Origin of the sequence: Shimia marina, from assembly GCF_001458175.1 — a bacterium.
Lineage (GTDB): Bacteria > Pseudomonadota > Alphaproteobacteria > Rhodobacterales > Rhodobacteraceae > Shimia > Shimia marina.
The window spans coordinates 109,110-126,622 of the sequence record NZ_CYPW01000024.1; the positions used below are offsets into that span (position 1 = coordinate 109,110).

At 58.0% G+C, this 17,513-nt stretch carries 20 protein-coding genes; 13 read left to right on the top strand and 7 right to left on the bottom strand.

Features of this window, described 5'->3' with window-relative positions; all coding sequences use genetic code 11:
- Window positions 1-111 precede the first annotated feature (111 nt).
- On the bottom strand, window positions 112-1,533 hold the full coding sequence (tldD, locus tag SHM7688_RS11325) for a metalloprotease TldD (RefSeq protein WP_058240051.1): 1,422 nt from the start codon (window positions 1,531-1,533) through the stop codon (window positions 112-114).
- A 182-nt stretch (window positions 1,534-1,715) separates the two neighbouring features.
- Between tldD and coxB the strand changes: the two genes are divergently transcribed.
- The 10 genes from coxB (at window position 1,716) to SHM7688_RS11375 (ending at window position 10,675) form a co-directional block, all read left to right on the top strand.
- On the top strand, window positions 1,716-2,564 hold the full coding sequence (gene coxB / locus SHM7688_RS11330; protein ID WP_058240052.1) for a cytochrome c oxidase subunit II: 849 nt from the start codon (window positions 1,716-1,718) through the stop codon (window positions 2,562-2,564).
- A gap of 94 nt (window positions 2,565-2,658) precedes the next feature.
- Window positions 2,659-3,603: a heme o synthase gene (cyoE, locus tag SHM7688_RS11335; protein WP_058240053.1), complete on the top strand. Its 945-nt coding sequence runs from the start codon at window positions 2,659-2,661 to the stop codon at window positions 3,601-3,603.
- Window positions 3,604-3,605: 2 nt separating this feature from the next.
- Window positions 3,606-3,773 carry a cytochrome c oxidase system small membrane protein gene (locus SHM7688_RS19875; RefSeq protein ID WP_058240054.1) on the top strand — a complete coding sequence of 56 codons (168 nt, stop codon included), beginning with the start codon at window positions 3,606-3,608 and terminating at the stop codon, window positions 3,771-3,773.
- Between the two features lie 2 nt (window positions 3,774-3,775).
- Window positions 3,776-4,345 carry a cytochrome c oxidase assembly protein gene (locus SHM7688_RS11345; RefSeq protein WP_058240055.1) on the top strand — a complete coding sequence of 190 codons (570 nt, stop codon included), beginning with the start codon at window positions 3,776-3,778 and terminating at the stop codon, window positions 4,343-4,345.
- Window positions 4,346-4,375: 30 nt separating this feature from the next.
- Complete coding sequence (locus SHM7688_RS11350; RefSeq protein ID WP_058240240.1) at window positions 4,376-5,209, top strand: cytochrome c oxidase subunit 3; 834 nt, start codon at window positions 4,376-4,378, stop codon at window positions 5,207-5,209.
- 98 nt (window positions 5,210-5,307) lie between these two features.
- Window positions 5,308-5,988 (top strand): SURF1 family protein, encoded by a 681-nt coding sequence (locus SHM7688_RS11355; protein WP_058240056.1) that lies wholly within the window; start codon window positions 5,308-5,310, stop codon window positions 5,986-5,988.
- A gap of 5 nt (window positions 5,989-5,993) precedes the next feature.
- Window positions 5,994-7,382, top strand: coding sequence for a threonine synthase (gene thrC / locus SHM7688_RS11360; protein ID WP_058240057.1), 1,389 nt, complete (start codon window positions 5,994-5,996; stop codon window positions 7,380-7,382).
- Complete coding sequence (locus tag SHM7688_RS11365) at window positions 7,379-8,641, top strand: M16 family metallopeptidase (protein ID WP_058240058.1); 1,263 nt, start codon at window positions 7,379-7,381, stop codon at window positions 8,639-8,641. Before thrC ends, SHM7688_RS11365 begins: the two co-directional genes overlap by 4 nt.
- Window positions 8,641-9,231 carry a GNAT family N-acetyltransferase gene (locus SHM7688_RS11370; RefSeq protein WP_058240059.1) on the top strand — a complete coding sequence of 197 codons (591 nt, stop codon included), beginning with the start codon at window positions 8,641-8,643 and terminating at the stop codon, window positions 9,229-9,231. Before SHM7688_RS11365 ends, SHM7688_RS11370 begins: the two co-directional genes overlap by 1 nt.
- A gap of 40 nt (window positions 9,232-9,271) precedes the next feature.
- Window positions 9,272-10,675 (top strand): FAD-binding oxidoreductase, encoded by a 1,404-nt coding sequence (locus SHM7688_RS11375; RefSeq protein ID WP_188128107.1) that lies wholly within the window; start codon window positions 9,272-9,274, stop codon window positions 10,673-10,675.
- A 73-nt stretch (window positions 10,676-10,748) separates the two neighbouring features.
- On the opposite strand, the gene SHM7688_RS11380 is transcribed toward SHM7688_RS11375, so the two are convergent.
- Together SHM7688_RS11380 and SHM7688_RS20150 are read right to left on the bottom strand one after the other, a co-directional pair.
- Entirely contained in the window at window positions 10,749-11,303 is a 555-nt protein-coding gene (locus SHM7688_RS11380) for an adenine phosphoribosyltransferase (protein ID WP_058240061.1), read from the bottom strand.
- A 76-nt stretch (window positions 11,304-11,379) separates the two neighbouring features.
- Window positions 11,380-11,505 carry a hypothetical protein gene (locus SHM7688_RS20150; protein ID WP_262975166.1) on the bottom strand — a complete coding sequence of 42 codons (126 nt, stop codon included), beginning with the start codon at window positions 11,503-11,505 and terminating at the stop codon, window positions 11,380-11,382.
- Between the two features lie 106 nt (window positions 11,506-11,611).
- Here SHM7688_RS20150 and SHM7688_RS11385 point away from each other — a divergent pair, with 106 nt between their 5' ends.
- On the top strand, window positions 11,612-11,827 hold the full coding sequence (locus tag SHM7688_RS11385; protein ID WP_058240062.1) for a hypothetical protein: 216 nt from the start codon (window positions 11,612-11,614) through the stop codon (window positions 11,825-11,827).
- Window positions 11,828-11,875: 48 nt separating this feature from the next.
- On the opposite strand, the gene SHM7688_RS11390 is transcribed toward SHM7688_RS11385, so the two are convergent.
- On the bottom strand, window positions 11,876-12,505 hold the full coding sequence (locus tag SHM7688_RS11390; protein ID WP_058240063.1) for a LysE family translocator: 630 nt from the start codon (window positions 12,503-12,505) through the stop codon (window positions 11,876-11,878).
- A 313-nt stretch (window positions 12,506-12,818) separates the two neighbouring features.
- On the opposite strand from SHM7688_RS11390, the gene SHM7688_RS11395 reads away from it, so the two are divergent.
- Window positions 12,819-13,472 (top strand): hypothetical protein, encoded by a 654-nt coding sequence (locus tag SHM7688_RS11395; RefSeq protein ID WP_058240064.1) that lies wholly within the window; start codon window positions 12,819-12,821, stop codon window positions 13,470-13,472.
- Window positions 13,473-13,526: 54 nt separating this feature from the next.
- Here the strand turns inward: SHM7688_RS11395 and SHM7688_RS11400 are convergent, their stop codons facing one another.
- Together SHM7688_RS11400 and SHM7688_RS11405 are read right to left on the bottom strand one after the other, a co-directional pair.
- The gene (locus SHM7688_RS11400; RefSeq protein ID WP_058240241.1) at window positions 13,527-14,399 is read right to left on the bottom strand and encodes an S-methyl-5'-thioadenosine phosphorylase; all 873 of its coding nucleotides are present in this window, start codon (window positions 14,397-14,399) and stop codon (window positions 13,527-13,529) included.
- A gap of 146 nt (window positions 14,400-14,545) precedes the next feature.
- Window positions 14,546-15,103, bottom strand: a complete 558-nt coding sequence (locus tag SHM7688_RS11405) for an invasion associated locus B family protein (protein WP_058240065.1) — start codon at window positions 15,101-15,103, stop codon at window positions 14,546-14,548.
- Window positions 15,104-15,390: 287 nt separating this feature from the next.
- Here SHM7688_RS11405 and SHM7688_RS11410 point away from each other — a divergent pair, with 287 nt between their 5' ends.
- A complete protein-coding gene (locus SHM7688_RS11410; RefSeq protein WP_058240066.1) occupies window positions 15,391-17,037 on the top strand; it encodes a SulP family inorganic anion transporter in 1,647 nt (548 codons plus the stop codon).
- A 51-nt stretch (window positions 17,038-17,088) separates the two neighbouring features.
- Here the strand turns inward: SHM7688_RS11410 and SHM7688_RS11415 are convergent, their stop codons facing one another.
- A complete protein-coding gene (locus SHM7688_RS11415) occupies window positions 17,089-17,469 on the bottom strand; it encodes a DUF805 domain-containing protein (RefSeq protein WP_058240067.1) in 381 nt (126 codons plus the stop codon).
- Window positions 17,470-17,513 lie beyond the last annotated feature (44 nt).

Sequence of the window (17,513 nt, forward strand, 5' to 3'; positions counted from 1 at the left end):
CGAAAAATTTAGATCGCCCTCAAAAAAAAACATTCTGAACGGTTTCTTCTTCAAATTGCCCCGATCCGAAAATGCGGACCGGGGCCGTTTTTGCCGGGCGTTGACCTGTGATCAGGTGGCAGAGCCGCCCACCGTCAGACCCTCCATCAAAACAGTGGGCTGGCCGACGCCAACCGGCACCCATTGGCCGGCTTTGCCGCAGTTGCCCATGCCGGGGTCCAGCGCCATGTCGTTGCCAAGGCCTTTGATCTGCATCATCGCGGTGGCCCCATCGCCGATAAGCGTGGCGCCTTTGACCGGCGCGCCGACTTTGCCGTTTTCCACGCGGTAAGCCTCGGTACAGGAGAAGACAAATTTACCATTGGTGATGTCCACCTGACCGCCGCCAAAGCCCACGGCATAGATGCCATCCTTGAGCGAGGCGACCAGATCCGCGGGATCAGATGTGCCGCCTTCCATATAGGTATTGGTCATGCGGGGCATGGGCGCATGGGCGTAGCTTTCGCGGCGGCCGTTGCCGGTGGGGGCAACCCCCATAAGGCGCGCGTTCTGGCGATCCTGCATATAGCCCACAAGAATACCGTCTTCGATCAGCGTGGTCTTGCCTGACGGGGTGCCCTCGTCATCCACGGTGATGGAGCCGCGGCGATCCGGGATGGTGCCGTCATCAATAACGGTCACCCCTTTGGCGGCGACCTGCTGGCCGATCATGCCGGCAAATTTGGAGCTGCCTTTGCGGTTGAAATCCCCCTCAAGGCCGTGCCCAACAGCCTCATGCAGCAGAATTCCGGGCCAGCCGGGCCCAAGCACCACTTCCATGGGGCCTGCAGGCGCAGGGACCGCGTCCAAGTTCACAAGCGCGACACGCAGGGCCTCGCGGGTTTTGCCCTGCCAGTCTGCGGGATCGAGCAGCCCGTCGAGGCCAAGCCGTCCGCCGCCGCCTGCAGAGCCGCTTTCTCGGCGCCCGTTTTGTTCGACGATCACGGAGACATTGACCCGCGTCATGGGGCGAATGTCGGAAATGCGCGTGCCATCTGGACGCAGAATCACCACTTCCTGATGCGACGCGGCCAGCGTGGCAGAGACCTGCACAACGCGGGGATCGAGATCGCGGGCAAAACTGTCGATGTCGCGCAGGGTTTCAATCTTCACCGGAAAGTCGATGCCGCCAATTGGATCTGCATCGGTATAGAGGCGACGATTGGTGGGGGGAGGGGGCGCGGCCAGCGTGCCACCGCCGTCGCCAACCGCAAGGCGCGCGGTTTCTACGGCGCGTTTTATCGCCGTTTCACTGATTTCGGAAGCATGGGCGTATCCGGAGACCTCTCCGTTGACCGCACGCAGACCGAATCCTTCCGCTGCGTCATAGCTCGCTGTCTTCAAACGACCGTCATCAAACACCAAAGCTTCGGCGCTTCGGCGTTCAAAAAACAACTCGCCATCGTCTGCGCCCTGCGTCGCAGTGCGCAAATGTCGCAGGGCAGTGCCCTCATCGATATTGTTTTCAAAGGGTTGGAAGCGGTTTTCCGTCATATGCTGTCAGCCTCATAATTTGATCTAAATCAAAAAAGCGTCCGTTTGACGCAAGCTTCGATCTTTATCTGACGCAGAGAATATGGTTTTTAGGCGCGAAACAACAGCGGGATTCCGCCGTAGGGCAGATGGGATTCTGTGATTCCGACAAGAACAACCACGCAACCGAGTCAGGGTGACACATGCGAATTCTATCGACATTCCTGGGCCTTATGGCAGCCACTATCGCCGCGCCAGCCATCGCGCAGAGCGCCGAAACCATCGGCAAACCCGTTCCCAGTGGCATGGGATTTCAGCCTGCGGCCACTGAACTGGCGCGTCAGATCCATTCGCTGGACGGCCTGATCCTGGCGATCATCACTGCCATCGTGATTTTTGTGACCGCGCTGTTGGTGTACTGCATGGTGCGCTTCAACCGCCGTGTGAACCCAAACCCCTCTTCCTTCACCCACAACTCTCCGCTGGAGATCGCCTGGACCATCGGCCCGATTCTCGTGCTGGTGTTCATTGGGGCCTTCTCTCTGCCGGTGCTGTTCAACCAGCAGGAAATCCCAGAAGGTGAGATCCACATCAAGGTGACCGGCTACCAGTGGTACTGGGGCTATGAGTATACAGACCATGAGTTTGAGTTCGAAAGCTTCCTGCTGGGCAAAGAAGCTCTGGCTGAGAATGGATACAATGAAGATGAGTATCTGCTGGCGACCGACACCAAGGTTGTGGTGCCTGTTGGCAAAACCGTTGTGATGGATGTGACTGGTGCGGACGTGATCCACAGCTGGACCATTCCTTCCTTTGGCGTCAAGCAGGATGCTGTGCCTGGCCGTATCGCGCAGCTGTGGTTTGAAGCTGAGAAAGAAGGCATCTTCTTTGGTCAGTGTTCTGAACTCTGCGGCAAGGACCACGCCTATATGCCAATCACCGTCGAAGTTGTGTCTGAAGAGAAGTACAACGAGTGGCTGAAAGGCGCGATCGAGGAATACGCAGGCGACATGTCCACGCTGCCAAGCGTGCAGGTTGCATCTGCTGACTGATCCCTACCAAGGCGCGCGGCTGCCGCGCGCTTTATTTCCCTGAGGCCTCATCTGTAGGGTGTGCGCTTTGCGCGCACCTCACTCGGAGACAAGAATGAGCGACGCAAGCATCAATACGCAAGCCAAAGCCGCCCATGGCGATGCAGAGTTTGGCGATTATTTCGCCCTGCTGAAACCGAGGGTCATGTCGCTTGTGGTGTTCACCGCAGCGGTGGGCCTGTTGGCGGCACCGGGATCTGTGCATCCTTTTGTGGCCTTTTGCGCCATTCTGTTTATCGCCGTGGGTGGTGGTGCCTCCGGGGCGCTGAACATGTGGTATGATGCCGACATCGACCGGGTGATGGCGCGCACCAAGAAGCGCCCGATCCCGGCTGGCACGGTGTCTGAAGGCGAGGCTTTTGCCATTGGCATTGCGCTGTCTGGCTTCTCTGTCGTGATGCTTGGCCTTGCTGCGAACTGGGTTGCGGCCGCGCTATTGGCCTTCACGATCTTCTTTTACGTGGTGATCTACACCATGTGGCTGAAACGCTGGACGCCACAGAACATTGTGATTGGTGGTGCGGCGGGCGCTTTCCCTCCTATGATCGGTTGGGCGGTTGTGACCGGCGGCATTTCGATTGAAAGCTTGCTGATGTTTACACTGACCTTCATGTGGACGCCGCCACACTTCTGGGCGCTGTGTCTGTTCATGAAGTCCGATTACAAAGACGCGGGCGTGCCGATGCTGCATGTGACCCATGGGCGTCGTGTGACCCGCAACCATATTCTGGTGTACACACTGCTGCTCGCCGTTGTGGCGATTGGCATGGCTTTCACCGGGGTGGGCGGACCAATTTACCTGACCACGGCGCTGATCCTGAATGGTCTGTTTGTTGCCGGTGCCATTTCGATCTGGCGTCGGGATGAAGAGGTTTCTGAGGCCGACGGATACAAGCGGGAGAAAGCTTTCTTTGCGCTGTCGCTTCTCTATTTGTTCCTTCACTTTGGGGCGATCCTGGCGGAAGCCACGCTTGCGCCTTACGGCTACGGAGGCTGGTGATCATGAGCTTTCGCGAAGAACATGAACTGCACAAACGTCGCTTTGGTCGCAATCTTGGTGTTGCGCTGGTGCTGGTGAGCTTCATCGTTATCGTTTTTGGCCTCACCGTGGTGAAGGTGACTCGTGGTGATTATGAGCCTGAAAACGCGTCTATTCAGAGGGGGCAGTAAAGATGGACCCCAAGAAAAAGACGCTGTTGCAGACCGTTGGTGTGGTTGTTGTCATGGGCGCTCTGGCCTGGGCATCGGTGCCATTTTATGACTGGTTCTGTCGCGTGACAGGGTTTGGTGGCATCACCAACACGGCTGAAGTGGGCAGTGATGTCATTCTGGATCGCACGATCAAAGTGCGTTTCGACGCCTCAATCGAGCGTGGAATGCCGTGGGATTTCAAACCGGTGCAGCGTGAAATGGAAGTGCGTATCGGGGAAACTGGACTGGCTTTTTATGAGGCTTACAACCCCACCGATCGCCCCATCGCAGGCACTGCAAGCTACAATGTAGCGCCCTATGACGCCGGTGGGTTTTTCACAAAAATCGACTGCTTCTGCTTTGAGCAGCAGGTGCTTCAGCCCGGTGAGCGGGTGATGATGCCCGTTAGCTTTTATGTGGATCCGGAAATCGTCGAAGACCGCGACGCGAAATACATCAAGGTGATCACTTTGGGATACACCTTCTACGAAACAGACTTGCCCGAAGAACTGGCGTCCTTGACGACAGAGGGCGAGAGCAAGCAAAACTAAGGCATGCCTTCCAACGAGGGAACTGAAAATATGGCGCACGCTAAGAATCACGACTATCACATTTTGGCCCCCTCCTGGTGGCCCTTCCTCGCCTCCGTTGGCGGGTTTATCATGCTGTTTGGGGCCGTTGTCTGGATGGCTGGGGATCTTCCGATGTTCGGCGAGCGCATCGTGCTCAGCGGTCCATGGCCGTTCCTGATCGGCCTGGCAATGGTGCTTTATGTCATGTTCGGCTGGTGGGCTGACGTGATTGCAGAAAGCAAAGTGGGTGATCACACCCCTGTTGTTCAGATTGGCCTGCGGTATGGCTTCATTCTGTTCATCATTTCCGAAGTGATGTTCTTTGCCGCTTGGTTCTGGACCTTCTTCAAACACGCGATGTACCCCATGGGCCCACAAAGCCCCGCGGTGGATGGTGTATGGCCGCCCGCAGGGATTGAGACTTTTGATCCATGGCACCTGCCGCTGATCAACACGCTGATCCTGCTGTGCTCCGGCTGTGCGGCCACTTGGGCACACCACGCTCTGGCACATGAAGACAACCGCGAAGACATGAAGTGGGGCCTGATCATTTCCGTGGCTCTGGGCGTGATCTTCACCTTCTTCCAGGCCTATGAATACAGCCACGCGGCCTTTGGTTTTGCTGGCAACATCTACGGCGCGTCCTTCTTCATGGCGACCGGCTTCCACGGCTTCCACGTTGTTGTGGGTACGATCTTCCTGTTTGTCTGTCTGCTGCGCCTTCAGGCGGGGCATTTCACCAAGGAAAAGCACGTCGGGTTTGAGGCCGCGGCATGGTACTGGCACTTTGTGGATGTGGTCTGGCTGTTCCTCTTTGCAGCGATCTACGTCTGGGGCCAGTAAGGCCAACAGCAAAAGGTTGATCCTTTTGCGAGGATAGGATTAAAGCAATGCGCGGTGGGCCATTCCCACCGCGCATTTTTTCGTGAAAGGACCCCCACGTGCGCCGACTGATCCTGCCGCTTTTCTTTGGCATTCTGGGCACAGTCGTTCTGGTGTCGCTGGGCACCTGGCAGGTGCAGCGCCTGACATGGAAGCAGGGGGTGATTGCCGATATCGAAGCGCGGATTTCCGGTGTGCCTGTGGCCGTCCCTGCGGAACCGGACCCAGAGCAAGATCGCTATCGGCCCGTCTTTGCGACTGGCACCATCCTTGATGAGGAATTGCATTTTCTGGCCAGCACAAAAGAGGCCGGAGCGGTGTATCGCATAGTGGCGGCCTTTGAAACAGAGACCGGACGGCGCATCATGGCTGATCGGGGCTGGATCAAAACCGCCGACAAAGCGGCGGGTGGGCGCGCGCCTGTGACCACAACGATCACAGGCAATCTGCATTGGCCGGATGAACGTGACAGCTTTACGCCGCCCAATGACGCCGCTGGCAATATCTGGTTTGCGCGCGATGTCGCGGAAATGGCGGCAGCGCTTCAGACCGAACCAGTGCTTGTGATTGTGCGCGAAACCACCGAAGAGCCGAGGCTGGTGACGCCTTTGCCGCTGGATCAAGCCGCCATTCCCAACAATCACCTTGAATATGTCATCACCTGGTATGGGCTGGCGATTGTCTGGGTGGCGATGACCCTGTATTACCTGCGCCGGATGCGCAAAACCAAGAAGGCCTGAGAGACGTGAAATACATTTCGACCCGTGGAAATGCCCCGGAGCTGAGCTTTGAAGAGGCCATGTTGACCGGCCTTGCACGTGATGGCGGCCTCTATGTGCCTGAGACCATTCCGACGCTGAGCCGCGAAGAGATCGCCGCGCTGGCTGGTAAATCCTATGAAGAGGCGGCCTTTACGGTGATGCGGCCCTTTGTGGGGGATGCTTTCAGCGATGAGGAATTCAAGGGTATCATCGCGCGGGCCTATGCCAATTTCCGTCATGAGGCGCGCGCGCCCTTGGTACAATTGGCGCCAAATCACTATCTGCTTGAGCTGTTCCACGGCCCGACGCTGGCATTCAAGGACTTTGCGATGCAGCTGATTGGTCAGCTGTTTCAGTTTTCACTGGCGCGGCGCAATGAGCGTGTGACCATTGTTGGCGCAACTTCTGGCGACACGGGATCTGCGGCGATTGAAGCCTTCCGCGGTTTGGACAATGTGGATGTGTTTATCCTGTTCCCGCATGGGCGCGTGTCGCCCATTCAGCGCAAACAGATGACCACGCCCACGGACAGCAATGTGCATGCGCTGGCGCTGGATGGCGATTTTGACGATTGTCAGGCGCGTCTGAAGGACATGTTCAACGATTTTGAGTTCCGCGACGGCGTGAAGCTGGCCGGGGTGAATTCGATCAACTGGGCGCGCGTACTGGCGCAGGTGGTATACTACTTTACCTCCGCTGTGAGCCTTGGCGCGCCAGATCGCAAGGTGAGCTTCACCGTGCCAACCGGCAATTTTGGGGACATTTTTGCAGGCTATATTGCCAAAAAGATGGGCCTGCCGATTGAGCGTCTGGTGATTGCCACCAACCAAAATGACATCCTGCATCGTACCATGGAGAGCGGCGCCTACACCAAAGAGGGGGTGACCCCCTCGATCAGCCCGTCGATGGATATTCAGGTGAGCTCCAACTTTGAGCGGGCGCTGTTTGATGCCTATGGCCGCGATGGCGGGGCGGTGGCGCAGCTGATGGAAGAGCTGAAGGACGGGGCCTTTGCGATCAGTCAGGGCGCGATGGAGACGCTGCGTGATCATTTTGCAAGCGGTCGTGCCTCTGAGGAAGAAACCACGGCGACAATTGCCGGTGCGTTTACCTCTTGCGGAGAAGTGCTTTGCCCACACTCTGCGGTTGGCGTAAAGGTCGCAAATGCCTATCTGGGCGATGTGCCAATGGTGACACTGGCCACCGCGCATCCGGCGAAGTTCCCGGACGCTGTGGAAACCGCCATGGGCGCACGCCCGGCACTGCCGCCACATATGGCGGATATGATGGACAAAGATGAACGCGTCACCCGTGTGCCCAATGATCTTGGGGCGCTGGAAACGCTGATCAAGGAACGGATTGCACAACGTTGACAGTTCAACTTCACACCCTCTCCAATGGGTTTCGCATCGTAACAGAACATATGCCCGGGCTGGAAAGCGCCTCAATTGGCATCTGGGTGAGCGCGGGCGGGCGTCATGAACGCGCCCCACAGAATGGCATTGCCCATTTTCTGGAGCATATGGCCTTCAAAGGCACCAAACGGCGCAATGCACTTGAGATTGCGGAAACCATCGAGGATGTGGGGGGCTATATCAACGCCTATACCAGCCGCGAGGTGACCGCCTATTACGCGCGCGTGCTCAAGGATGATGTTGCGCTGGCGCTGGATGTGGTGGGAGACATTGTGCTGAACCCGATCTTTGATCCCAATGAGATCGAAGTGGAGCGGGGGGTGATCCTTCAGGAGATCGGTCAGGCGCTCGACACACCGGATGACGTGATTTTTGACTGGCTGCAGGAGCGTGCTTATCCCGATCAGCCGATGGGGCGCACCATTCTGGGCGAAGACGATCACGTGCGCAGTTTTGGGCGCGAAGATCTGTCACGCTTTGTCACGGAGCACTATCGCCCGGAACGGATGATCCTTGCTGCGGCAGGGGGCGTGGATCACGAGGAAATCGTGCGTTTGGCCGAAGAGATGTTTGGCCATCTGGAGCGTGGCCCGCTGATCGAGGTGGTGCCGGCGCAGTTTTCCGGGGGCGAATACCGCACCGAAAAAGCGCTGGAGCAGGCGCATTTTGCGATTGGGTTTGAAAGCCCGGATTATTGCAGTCCGGATATTTACACGGCGCAGATTTATTCCACCGCTCTGGGTGGGGGCATGTCGAGCCGCCTGTTTCAGGAAGTGCGCGAAAAGCGGGGGCTGTGCTATTCGATCTTTGCACAAACCGGTGCCTACGCGGATACGGGCATGACCACGATCTATGCGGGCACCTCTGGGGCGCAGATCGCGGAGCTGGCGGAAATCACCATTGATGAGCTCAAACGCGCGGCGGAAGACATGAACGCGATTGAGATCGCGCGGGCGCGCACGCAGATGAAGGCGGGGCTGCTCATGGGGCTGGAAAGCCCGTCAAGCCGGGCGGAACGGCTGGCGCGGATGCTGGCGATCTGGGGACATATCCCCAGCCTGCCAGAAACCGTCACGCGAATTGATGCGGTGTCAGATGAAGATGTGCGCCGCTTTGCCGAGCAGATGGCCAGCAAGGCCCGCAGCGCCATGGCGCTTTATGGGCCTGTGTCCGGCGCGCCTGCTCTTGAGGCGCTGGAAGAGAGGCGCGCGGCCTGATGCTTCTGACGCGCCGCAAGGTACGGATTGAAACCGACCGGCTGACGCTGCGGCCGCCCATTCACGCGGATTTTCGCGCCTGGGCGGAACTGCGCAGCGCCAGTGCAGGGTTTCTGGTGCCTTGGGAGCCGATTTGGGCGGCCACACATCTGAGCCGTAAGAGCTTCACCAACCGTGTCTACTGGGCGCAGCGGTCCATTGCGAATGACACGGCGGTGCCGCTGTTCATGGTGCGGCGTGAAGATGAGGCCTTGGTGGGCGCCATCACACTGGACAATATCCGCCGCGGCCCCGCACAGGCCGGGACGCTGGGCTATTGGGTTGGGCAGAAATTTGCGCGCAAAGGCTATATGAGTGAAGCCATTGAGGCGGTGGTGCATCATGCCTTCACGCGGCTGGATCTGAGCCGCATCGAGGCGGCCTGCCTGCCGGAAAACACCCCCAGCCGGGGTGTTTTGGAAAAGTCCGGCTTCAAGTACGAAGGCGTGGCGCAGAGCTATTTGCAGATCAATGGCCGCTGGCGCACCCATGTGCTTTATGCGGCTTTGCGCCATGATCGGCGCGGGCGCACTCTTGCCGGGCAGGCCTGACCCCTAGACGTTGACTTATATGCGGTCTAATCCTGCGGGTATGACTTTGACTGATGCCACTCCCGCTTTTGTTGATGCGCTTGCTGCGCAGTTGCCTGAGGATACGCTGCGCGCGCCAGAAGCCCGCTATCTGGAAGAGCCGCGCGGGCGCTACTTTGGGCAGGCGGGTGTCGTGGCCCTGCCGCGGAATGTGGAAGAGGTCTCCACAATCGTGGCGGCGTGTCACGTGGCGCATGTGCCCGTCGTGCCCTATGGCGGCGGCACAGGGCTTGTGGGTGGTCAGGTGAAGACCGAGGGGGCCGCGCCGGTCCTGCTGTCGTTGGAACGGATGAATGCGATCCGTGGAGTGTATCCTCTGGAAAATGTGCTGGTGGCGGAAGCCGGGGCCATTCTGGCGCAAGTGCAGGAGGCCGCAGAAGCGGCGGATCGGCTGTTCCCCTTGTCATTGGGTTCTGAAGGCTCCGCACGGATTGGGGGCAATCTGGCGACCAATGCGGGCGGTGTGAATGTGCTGCGCTATGGCAATGCGCGCGACCTCTGCCTAGGGCTTGAGGCGGTGTTGCCGACTGGGGAAATTTGGCACGGTCTGACGCGGCTGCGCAAAGACAACACAGGTTATGATCTGCGCAATCTGCTTGTGGGGGCGGAGGGCACGCTTGGGGTGATCACCGCAGCGGCGCTTAAGCTCTATGCCTGCCCGCGCGCACAGGGCGCAGCGATCATGGCCGTGCGAGATGTGGAGGCGGCTTTGTCGCTGCTGGCGCTGGCCCGAGATTTGATGGGCGAAACGGTGAGTGCCTTTGAACTCCTCAGCCAGCAGGGGTTTGCTTTTCTTCGGGAAACCCTGCCGCAGGTGCGTCTGCCTTTTGAAGAGGATCCGGAGTGGTCCGTGCTGGTGGATGTGGGCCTGCAGAGCGGCGCAGAGACCGCGCTTGAAGGGCTGTTTGAGGCCGCGCTGGAGGCCGGTCTGGTCACGGATGGGGTGATTGCGCAGAGTGCGGCACAGCGGGCGGATTTCTGGACCCTGCGGGAGAGCATCCCCATCGCCAACAAACATATCGGGTCCGTGGCCAGCCATGATATTTCGCTGCCGCTGGGAGCTTTGCCCGCTTTCATCGCAGAAGCTGGTGAAAAAATTCGGGCACAGGGGCCGTTTCGCATCAACTGCTTCGGGCATGTGGGCGATGGCAATCTGCATTTCAATGTCTTCCCGCCGCGGGGCGGGAACCGGCATGACTATGACGACATCCGCGCAGAGGTGAGCCGCAGCGTGCATGATCTGGTGAAAGCCTATGGCGGATCGTTCAGCGCAGAACATGGGGTGGGGCGGCTTAAGGTGGCAGATTTGCAGACCTATGGCGACCCAAGCCGCCTTGCGGCGATGCGCGCCATCAAGGCTGCGCTGGATCCACATGGGATCATGAATCCGGGTGCGGTGCTTTGACCACCGCACGCCGGTTTTTGCGCATTTGGGCTAAGCCATAGCTCCTAAGGTTGCCCCGAGGGGCAGCCTGTGTTCAGAGACCGTCGAATTCACAAAGCACGGAGACATCCATGCCCATGTCTTCGAGTTTCTTGCGACCGCCCAGTTCAGGCAGGTCGATGATGAAGGCGCAGCTGATGATTTCGCCGCCCAGACGCTCAATCAGCTTGATGCCTGCTTCTGCGGTGCCACCGGTGGCCAAGAGATCGTCCACCACCAACACCTGTTCGCCGGGCTGAATGGCATCATCGTGGATTTCCACAATCGCTTCGCCATATTCCAGTTTGTAGTCCTGAGAAATGGTGGTGCCGGGCAGTTTGCCCTTTTTGCGGATCGGCACAAAGCCGACGCTGAGCTGGTGGGCAATGGCACCGCCAAGGATGAACCCGCGCGCTTCCAGCCCGACAACCTTGTCGATGCGAATGCCTGCATAAGGGTGCAGCATCTGGTCAATGGCCATGCGGAAGCCACGTGGGTCTGCAAACAGCGTGGTGACATCGCGGAACATGATCCCTTCATGTGGGAAGTCCACAATGGTGCGGATGTAGTCTTTGACATTGGCGCTTTTGCGCTGTGTGCTTTTCAGCATCAGAAGTCCCCATGAAGCTGTGAATATCGTCATGGGTTTTGACCGATGCGCCCCCTCAGTGCAAGGCGCGAGTTGCTTAACGGCTCAGGCTGGTACGATAGCGTTTGAGCCGATACATGGTGTTGCTCAACCAGCGGGCATGGGGCTTATGCCAATCAAGGCGGTCGTTTACGAGAATGGTCTTGGCGGTGTGAATGTTCATTTTTATTTCCTTTCTGCAAATGCCTCTGATATTTTTGCCTAGACTGTGTATATAAAGTGTATATACGAATGAAAAAATCAAGACCTGATATGCAGTGGGGATTTGCATGGGACAGTTGGATCGCGCCGAAGACGCCAAGAAAGCCGCTGCAAAGGCGGAGGAGAAGTCCAGAAAGAAAGCGAAAAAGGACAGTCAGCTGGTGCTGCGTCTGGACAAGGACGAACGGGATGCTTTTGTTGAGCTGTGCAAGGAACTTGATACCAGCGCTGCACGCGAAATTCGCGGATTTATCCGTAAGTTCATGAAAAAAAACGGTTCCTGACAAGTCGTGGAACCTGACAGAGTGCTGTGCTTGAGGCCGCGCCGCTGGTTAGGCAGCGCGTTTGAGGGTTGCCGTCAAAATGCCCATGCCCATAAGAGTAACGCCGCCGCCCCGTGTGAGCCCACGCATCACTTTTGGGCTTGAGATGCGGCTGCGCATTTTGTCCGCCAAAAGCGCATAGGCCAGCGCGTTCAAGGCGGCCAAAGTGACAAAGGTGCTGATAAAAATGGCAAATTGCGGCAGCATTGGTGCCTGCGGTGACAGAAACTGCGGCACGAAGGCGATGAAAAACCCGATGCTTTTCGGATTGAGCGCGGTGACAGCCGCCGCATGCCCAAAGACGCCCCGGCCCGGCAGGTCTGACGCGCGGCTGATATCGGCGAGGCTGGCGTTGCCCGCGCTGCGCAGCATTTTATAGCCCAGCCACATCAGATAGGCGGCTCCAAGCCATTTGAGCACCATAAATGCCGTGGCCGATGCCAGTACAATTGCGCCCAGCCCCATCAAGGACGCGCTCATTGCGATGAGGTCTCCAAATGCCACGCCTGCTGCGGTGGCCACGGCCACTTTACGCCCCTGTGTCAGCGCATAACTCAGCACCAAAAGGATGGTCGGACCGGGGATCAACAGCAGGGCTGTGGAAGCGGCAACAAAAGTCAGCCAGAGATCAAAGGACATAGAAGGGCCTGTACAAAGTGAACAGCCCCATCAATCGCTCTATCGCGTTCAAGGTCAATAGGGTTGCGTCTATGCGTTTCGCGTCATGGCCGTGCCAGCCACTTTGGGGTCAGGTTCCCCAGAGGCGACAAAATACGGCGGCTATATTACGATGGTCCTTATTTTGTTGATTTTTGGAGATGAGTGATGAGATTTGTTATTCTCGTGTTAGGCATTTCGCTGGCCGTCGCGGCGAGCTCGGTTTGGGCTCAAAGCTGCCCGGATGGCATGTACAAATGCGGCGGCACGCTGTGCTGTCCGAAGTGAGGGCAGCATGCGTAAAATTTATCTTTGGTGCGGCGTGGGGGCGATTGGCGCTTATGCGATTGCTAGCCACTTATTCTTTGATGCAGATGAGCATGATCTGTTGCAGATCAAGCAGATGAATGCGGCGAGCGCGTTTCATCAACCTGATCCAGGAGATGTCTATGCCTTTCACAATGAGCATAAATCCTGGAGCGCGACCCCAGTGTGCGCCTTGCACGAGGCGCAGGCAGAAACTGCCTCTGATTTGGGCACGCTCAAGGGGGTGAACCATTGGGGGGGCGCGATCAATGCCGCTTTGGGTTCAATGAACAGCGCCACCAATGCATCGCTGTTTTCTGTTTTTCAGGTGCGCAATGCCGAGCGGAAGTGGACGTTTGAAAAATTTTTCCGATCGAGTGATTTGGAGACGCCAATTGACTTTAAATGTCTGGCGGACGCGAACCAGAAATCGACTGATCCCACATGGACGGTCTTTGTGGTCGATAGTGTTTATGAACCAACAGACCAAAATATGCAGCCCTTGGTGATGTTTAAGAAAGTTCCGGTCCAGCCGATCGATTGCGCGCCAAACTGTCCGGGCAATATGAGTCTTGCAGAAATCGTGCGCTCAAGTCGGGTGGCCAAAATCAAACACGAGTGGGAAATGGTTATGATCCATTAAAGCGCTCCGCCTCTTTGGTGGAGTGACGGCGCGCTGTTTATTGTGCTGACAGGCTTACAGCACACGTCCTGCCACGGCGTCCAGCTTGGCGACCATAGCAGGATCGCGTTTGTCCGGGGCGGTGAGAATGGCAAACTCAAGGGCCTTGTCACAGCCATGTGCGCACTCTGCGCGCGTGGCGCCCAAAAGGGCGGGCAGGCGGCCTACGAGATCGCGGGCTTTGCTGGCGTTGCCTGTGAGGGTGGCGATGATTTCGGTCACATCCACTTCGCCATGTTCGGGGTGCCAGCTGTCATAATCAGTGACCATTGCCACGGAGGCATAACAAAGCTCGGCTTCGCGGGCCAGTTTGGCCTCGGGCATATTGGTCATGCCGATCACATCTGCGCCCCAGCTTTCGCGATACATTTTGCTTTCCGCCAAGGTGGAGAATTGCGGGCCTTCCATGGCCAGATAGGTGCCGCCTTTGTGCACCTTGATGCCAGCCTCTGTGGCGGCGGTGAAACAGGCGTCTGACAGGCGCGGACAGGTGGGGTGTGCCACGCTGACATGGGCCACAAGCCCTGGCCCAAAGAAAGATTTTTCACGGGCAAACGTGCGATCAATAAACTGATCTACAATGACAAAATCGCCCGGCGCCATTTCCTCGCGAAAGCTGCCCGTGGCGGAGACAGAGATCACATCGGTCACGCCAAGGCGTTTGAGGGCGTCGATGTTGGCCCGGTAGGGCACGGAGCTTGGCGTATGCACATGGCCCCGCCCATGGCGCGGCAGAAAGGCCATTTTTACACCGTTGAGCGTGCCTGTGAGGATTTGGTCGGAGGGTGTGTCAAAGGGGCTTTCCACGCTCTGCCAGCGGGCGTCTTCAAGGCCGTCGATATCATAGATGCCGGAGCCGCCGATCACAGCAATCATCGTCTCTTTCAAGGCCTCAGTCATGGTTGTCTCCCAGTCGCATATGTTGGGTGAAGTCTTGGGGGGCTGCGTATGGAAATGCAAGGGAAAGGCGTGATGCGCAGAGGAGCGGAAGGCATATCGGGCGCGATCTGTCGCGAATTGTGCACCGCTGCCTGTTACGGCTGGCCCAGACCACGCTGCGCAAGCTGTGTGTTGTAGTCGGCATAGGCCTCTTCAAATCCGTTGAGGGACCAACTGAGGTCTTGCGACGTGCCATGGCTGTCACGGAAAGTGAAGCGAAATGCGCCCCCGGCCAGCATCTGCGCCAAAAGCGCCTCTGCGGCGGCATCTTCAAAGGTGCAGGAGGCCCCGGTGAGGCAGCCGAGCCGATTTGTGCGCCAGACAGAGACGCCGTCTCGCTCAATGCGGAAATTACCAGGAGCTGTGAACGTGCCAAACTCCATACCAAATTGCATGTCTGTGCCACCGTCTGCGCCGGATGTCAGAAAGAAAAACTGCGCTGCAAAATTGGGTTGCGGAGAAAAGACATCCACGCGCCGGATGTAGCAGCGTTGTGTCAGCTCTGCGCCTTCCTCCCGCTCATCGCAGATTGTGTTCCAGATGTTGTGGATTTCGTGATGTGTCACGCGCCAGTTGGAGGGGCGATCATTGCCCTCCTGATCCTGAGCGGCAAGGGGGGTGGCAAGCACCATCAGTGCGATCAGCCAGCGCATGGGCTTTGTCCTTTGATGTGGGCAACTCTGGGTATGTGGCAACCTGAGCGGGTGATTGTCTATTCACGTTCACGCAGTTTTTCGTGAAGGCGCGCCCGAGCTGCGGGGATTTGCCAAGCGCCGCTCGCGCGCGCAGAGCGGCCGCCGTTGCCCGACGATCTGGCGGTTGCGGGTATTTCTGGCGGGCCGGCCGGTGGGCGCAAACGACAGAACCCTTGTGTGACAAGGCGGTTGCGGGTAGGGACCAAGCAAAGCGAACTCATCCCCAAGACACGAAGGTAGCCCCAATGCGACGCGCGGCGCTGGCCATGCTGGCCAAGAATATTTCTCCCCCGAACCTGTCCATCATGCAGGATGAGGGGTTCACCCCTAGCCGGATCAAGACCGAGGTGCTTTCGGGCCTGACCGTGGCTCTGGCCTTGGTACCGGAGGCCGTGGCCTTTGCCTTTGTGGCGGGGGTTCACCCGCTGGTGGGGCTTTATGCGGCCTTTCTGGTGGGGTTGATCACGGCGCTGATTGGCGGTCGCCCGGGGATGATTTCCGGCGCCACCGGGGCTTTGGCCGTGGTGATGGTGGCCTTGGTGGCCGAACATGGCGTGGAGTATCTCTTTGCCACGGTGATCTTGATGGGCATCCTGCAGATCATTGCCGGGGTGCTGCATTGGGGGAAATTCATTCGCCTTGTGCCACATCCTGTGATGCTGGGCTTTGTGAATGGTCTGGCGATTGTGATTTTCCTTGCACAGCTGACGCAGTTCAAAGATCCCGCCAACCCTGACGCTTGGCTTGCCGGTCCGCAGCTCATCATGATGCTGGGCCTTGTGGCGCTGACCATGGCGATCATCTGGGGGCTGCCGAAACTGACCAAAGCCATTCCTGCGCCTTTGGCCGGGATCGGGATCACTGCGATCATTGTGATCGCGCTGGGCATCAATGTGCCGACTGTTGGTGATATGGCCTCGATCAAGGGGGGGCTGCCTAGCTTCCACATGCCGTTTGGCGAGGGGGAGGGGCTGTATCCGCCTGCCTTGCTTGCACCGTTCAACCTTGAGACGCTTTACATCATCCTGCCTTACGCGGTGATTTTGGCAGCGATTGGTCTGATCGAAAGCCTGCTGACCCTGAACCTTGTGGGAGAGATGACCGGCAAGCGCGGTGGCGCAAGTCAGGAATGTATCGCACAGGGCACAGCAAATGTGGTCACCGGCTTCTTTGGCGGCATGGGCGGTTGTGCGATGATTGGTCAGTCGATGATCAACGTGAAATCCGGTGGTCGCACACGGATCGCCGGTATTGCGGCGGCGCTGTTCTTGCTGGCCTTCATTGTGGTGGCAAGCCCGCTGATTGAACGCATTCCGCTGGCGGCGCTGGTGGGCGTGATGTTCATGGTGGTGATTGGCACCTTTGCCTGGAACAGCTTTCAGATCATGCGCAAGGTGCCCCGTATGGATGCCTTTGTGATCGTGCTGGTGACGGTTGTGACCGTGCTGGAAGATCTCGCCGTGGCCGTTGTTGTGGGGGTCATTGTTTCCGCGCTGGCCTACAGCTGGCAGAACGCGCGCCGTATTCACGCCAACACCCGTGAAAGCGCGTCTGATCCGGGCGCGAAGGTGTATGAAATCGAAGGGCCGCTGTTCTTTGGTTCTGCGGAAGGCTTCAGCGAGCTGTTTGAAGTGGACAGCGATCCTGATCATGTGATCGTGGATTTTGCCCGCTCCCGTGTGGTGGATCAATCTGCACTGCAGGCGATTGAAGCTGTGGCTGGCAAATACGAAGCGGCTGGCAAGCAAGTTGTGCTGCGCCACCTGAGCCGGGATTGCCACGAATTGCTGAGCAAAGCGGGCCACCTGATGGTGGATAGCGACGACGACCCTGAATATGAAATCGCCGTGGATTATTCGGTGCGCACGGGCGTGTTGAGTGGCGGTCACTGAGACGGCTTAAAAGATGCAAGCGGGGCTGGCCCACGGGCCAGCCCTTTTTTGTTATGCAGCTTGAGGCGTGTTGCCTGCTGCATTGCCCAGCGGATCGGGGCCATAGCGATTGTCACCCTGCGTGCCCGGCACAAACAGAATGGCAATGGCAAACAGAAGGCCGATGCCCGGAATGATGGTGATCAGGATCGCCCATCCGGTCCAGCCAAAATCGCGACAACGCTGGCTGCCCACAGCCCATGTGGCCACGACCAATGGTACGAACAGAAGCAGCAGAATGAGGCCCAGACCAGCGGTAGCAGTGGCCACACCGGCGGTGATACCGCTCAAAACGATGGTCACAACCACCATAAGCAATGAAAAAAGAATGTAGCTTTTACGGTTGCGACGACCGGAAAAGGAAAAGATATCTTGAAGGACAGGTTTGGACATATTTGCTCCTGATAGTTGAGTGCGGCGCGCATTAATGTCTTTCT

Bases quoted from the DNA above. Each gene is read 5' to 3' on its own strand.
- SHM7688_RS11410 (WP_058240066.1), top strand. From the start codon at position 15,391: ATGCGACGCGCGGCGCTGGCCATGCTGGCCAAGAATATTTCTCCCCCG.
- SHM7688_RS11385 (WP_058240062.1), top strand. From the start codon at position 11,612: ATGGGACAGTTGGATCGCGCCGAAGACGCCAAGAAAGCCGCTGCAAAG.
- coxB (WP_058240052.1), top strand. From the start codon at position 1,716: ATGCGAATTCTATCGACATTCCTGGGCCTTATGGCAGCCACTATCGCC.
- cyoE (WP_058240053.1), top strand. From the start codon at position 2,659: ATGAGCGACGCAAGCATCAATACGCAAGCCAAAGCCGCCCATGGCGAT.
- SHM7688_RS11415 (WP_058240067.1), bottom strand. From the start codon at position 17,469: ATGTCCAAACCTGTCCTTCAAGATATCTTTTCCTTTTCCGGTCGTCGC.
- SHM7688_RS11395 (WP_058240064.1), top strand. From the start codon at position 12,819: ATGCGTAAAATTTATCTTTGGTGCGGCGTGGGGGCGATTGGCGCTTAT.
- SHM7688_RS11405 (WP_058240065.1), bottom strand. From the start codon at position 15,103: ATGCGCTGGCTGATCGCACTGATGGTGCTTGCCACCCCCCTTGCCGCT.
- SHM7688_RS20150 (WP_262975166.1), bottom strand. From the start codon at position 11,505: ATGAACATTCACACCGCCAAGACCATTCTCGTAAACGACCGCCTTGAT.
- SHM7688_RS11345 (WP_058240055.1), top strand. From the start codon at position 3,776: ATGGACCCCAAGAAAAAGACGCTGTTGCAGACCGTTGGTGTGGTTGTT.
- SHM7688_RS11350 (WP_058240240.1), top strand. From the start codon at position 4,376: ATGGCGCACGCTAAGAATCACGACTATCACATTTTGGCCCCCTCCTGG.
- SHM7688_RS11370 (WP_058240059.1), top strand. From the start codon at position 8,641: ATGCTTCTGACGCGCCGCAAGGTACGGATTGAAACCGACCGGCTGACG.
- SHM7688_RS11375 (WP_188128107.1), top strand. From the start codon at position 9,272: ATGACTTTGACTGATGCCACTCCCGCTTTTGTTGATGCGCTTGCTGCG.
- SHM7688_RS11380 (WP_058240061.1), bottom strand. From the start codon at position 11,303: ATGCTGAAAAGCACACAGCGCAAAAGCGCCAATGTCAAAGACTACATC.
- tldD (WP_058240051.1), bottom strand. From the start codon at position 1,533: ATGACGGAAAACCGCTTCCAACCCTTTGAAAACAATATCGATGAGGGC.
- SHM7688_RS19875 (WP_058240054.1), top strand. From the start codon at position 3,606: ATGAGCTTTCGCGAAGAACATGAACTGCACAAACGTCGCTTTGGTCGC.
- SHM7688_RS11390 (WP_058240063.1), bottom strand. From the start codon at position 12,505: ATGTCCTTTGATCTCTGGCTGACTTTTGTTGCCGCTTCCACAGCCCTG.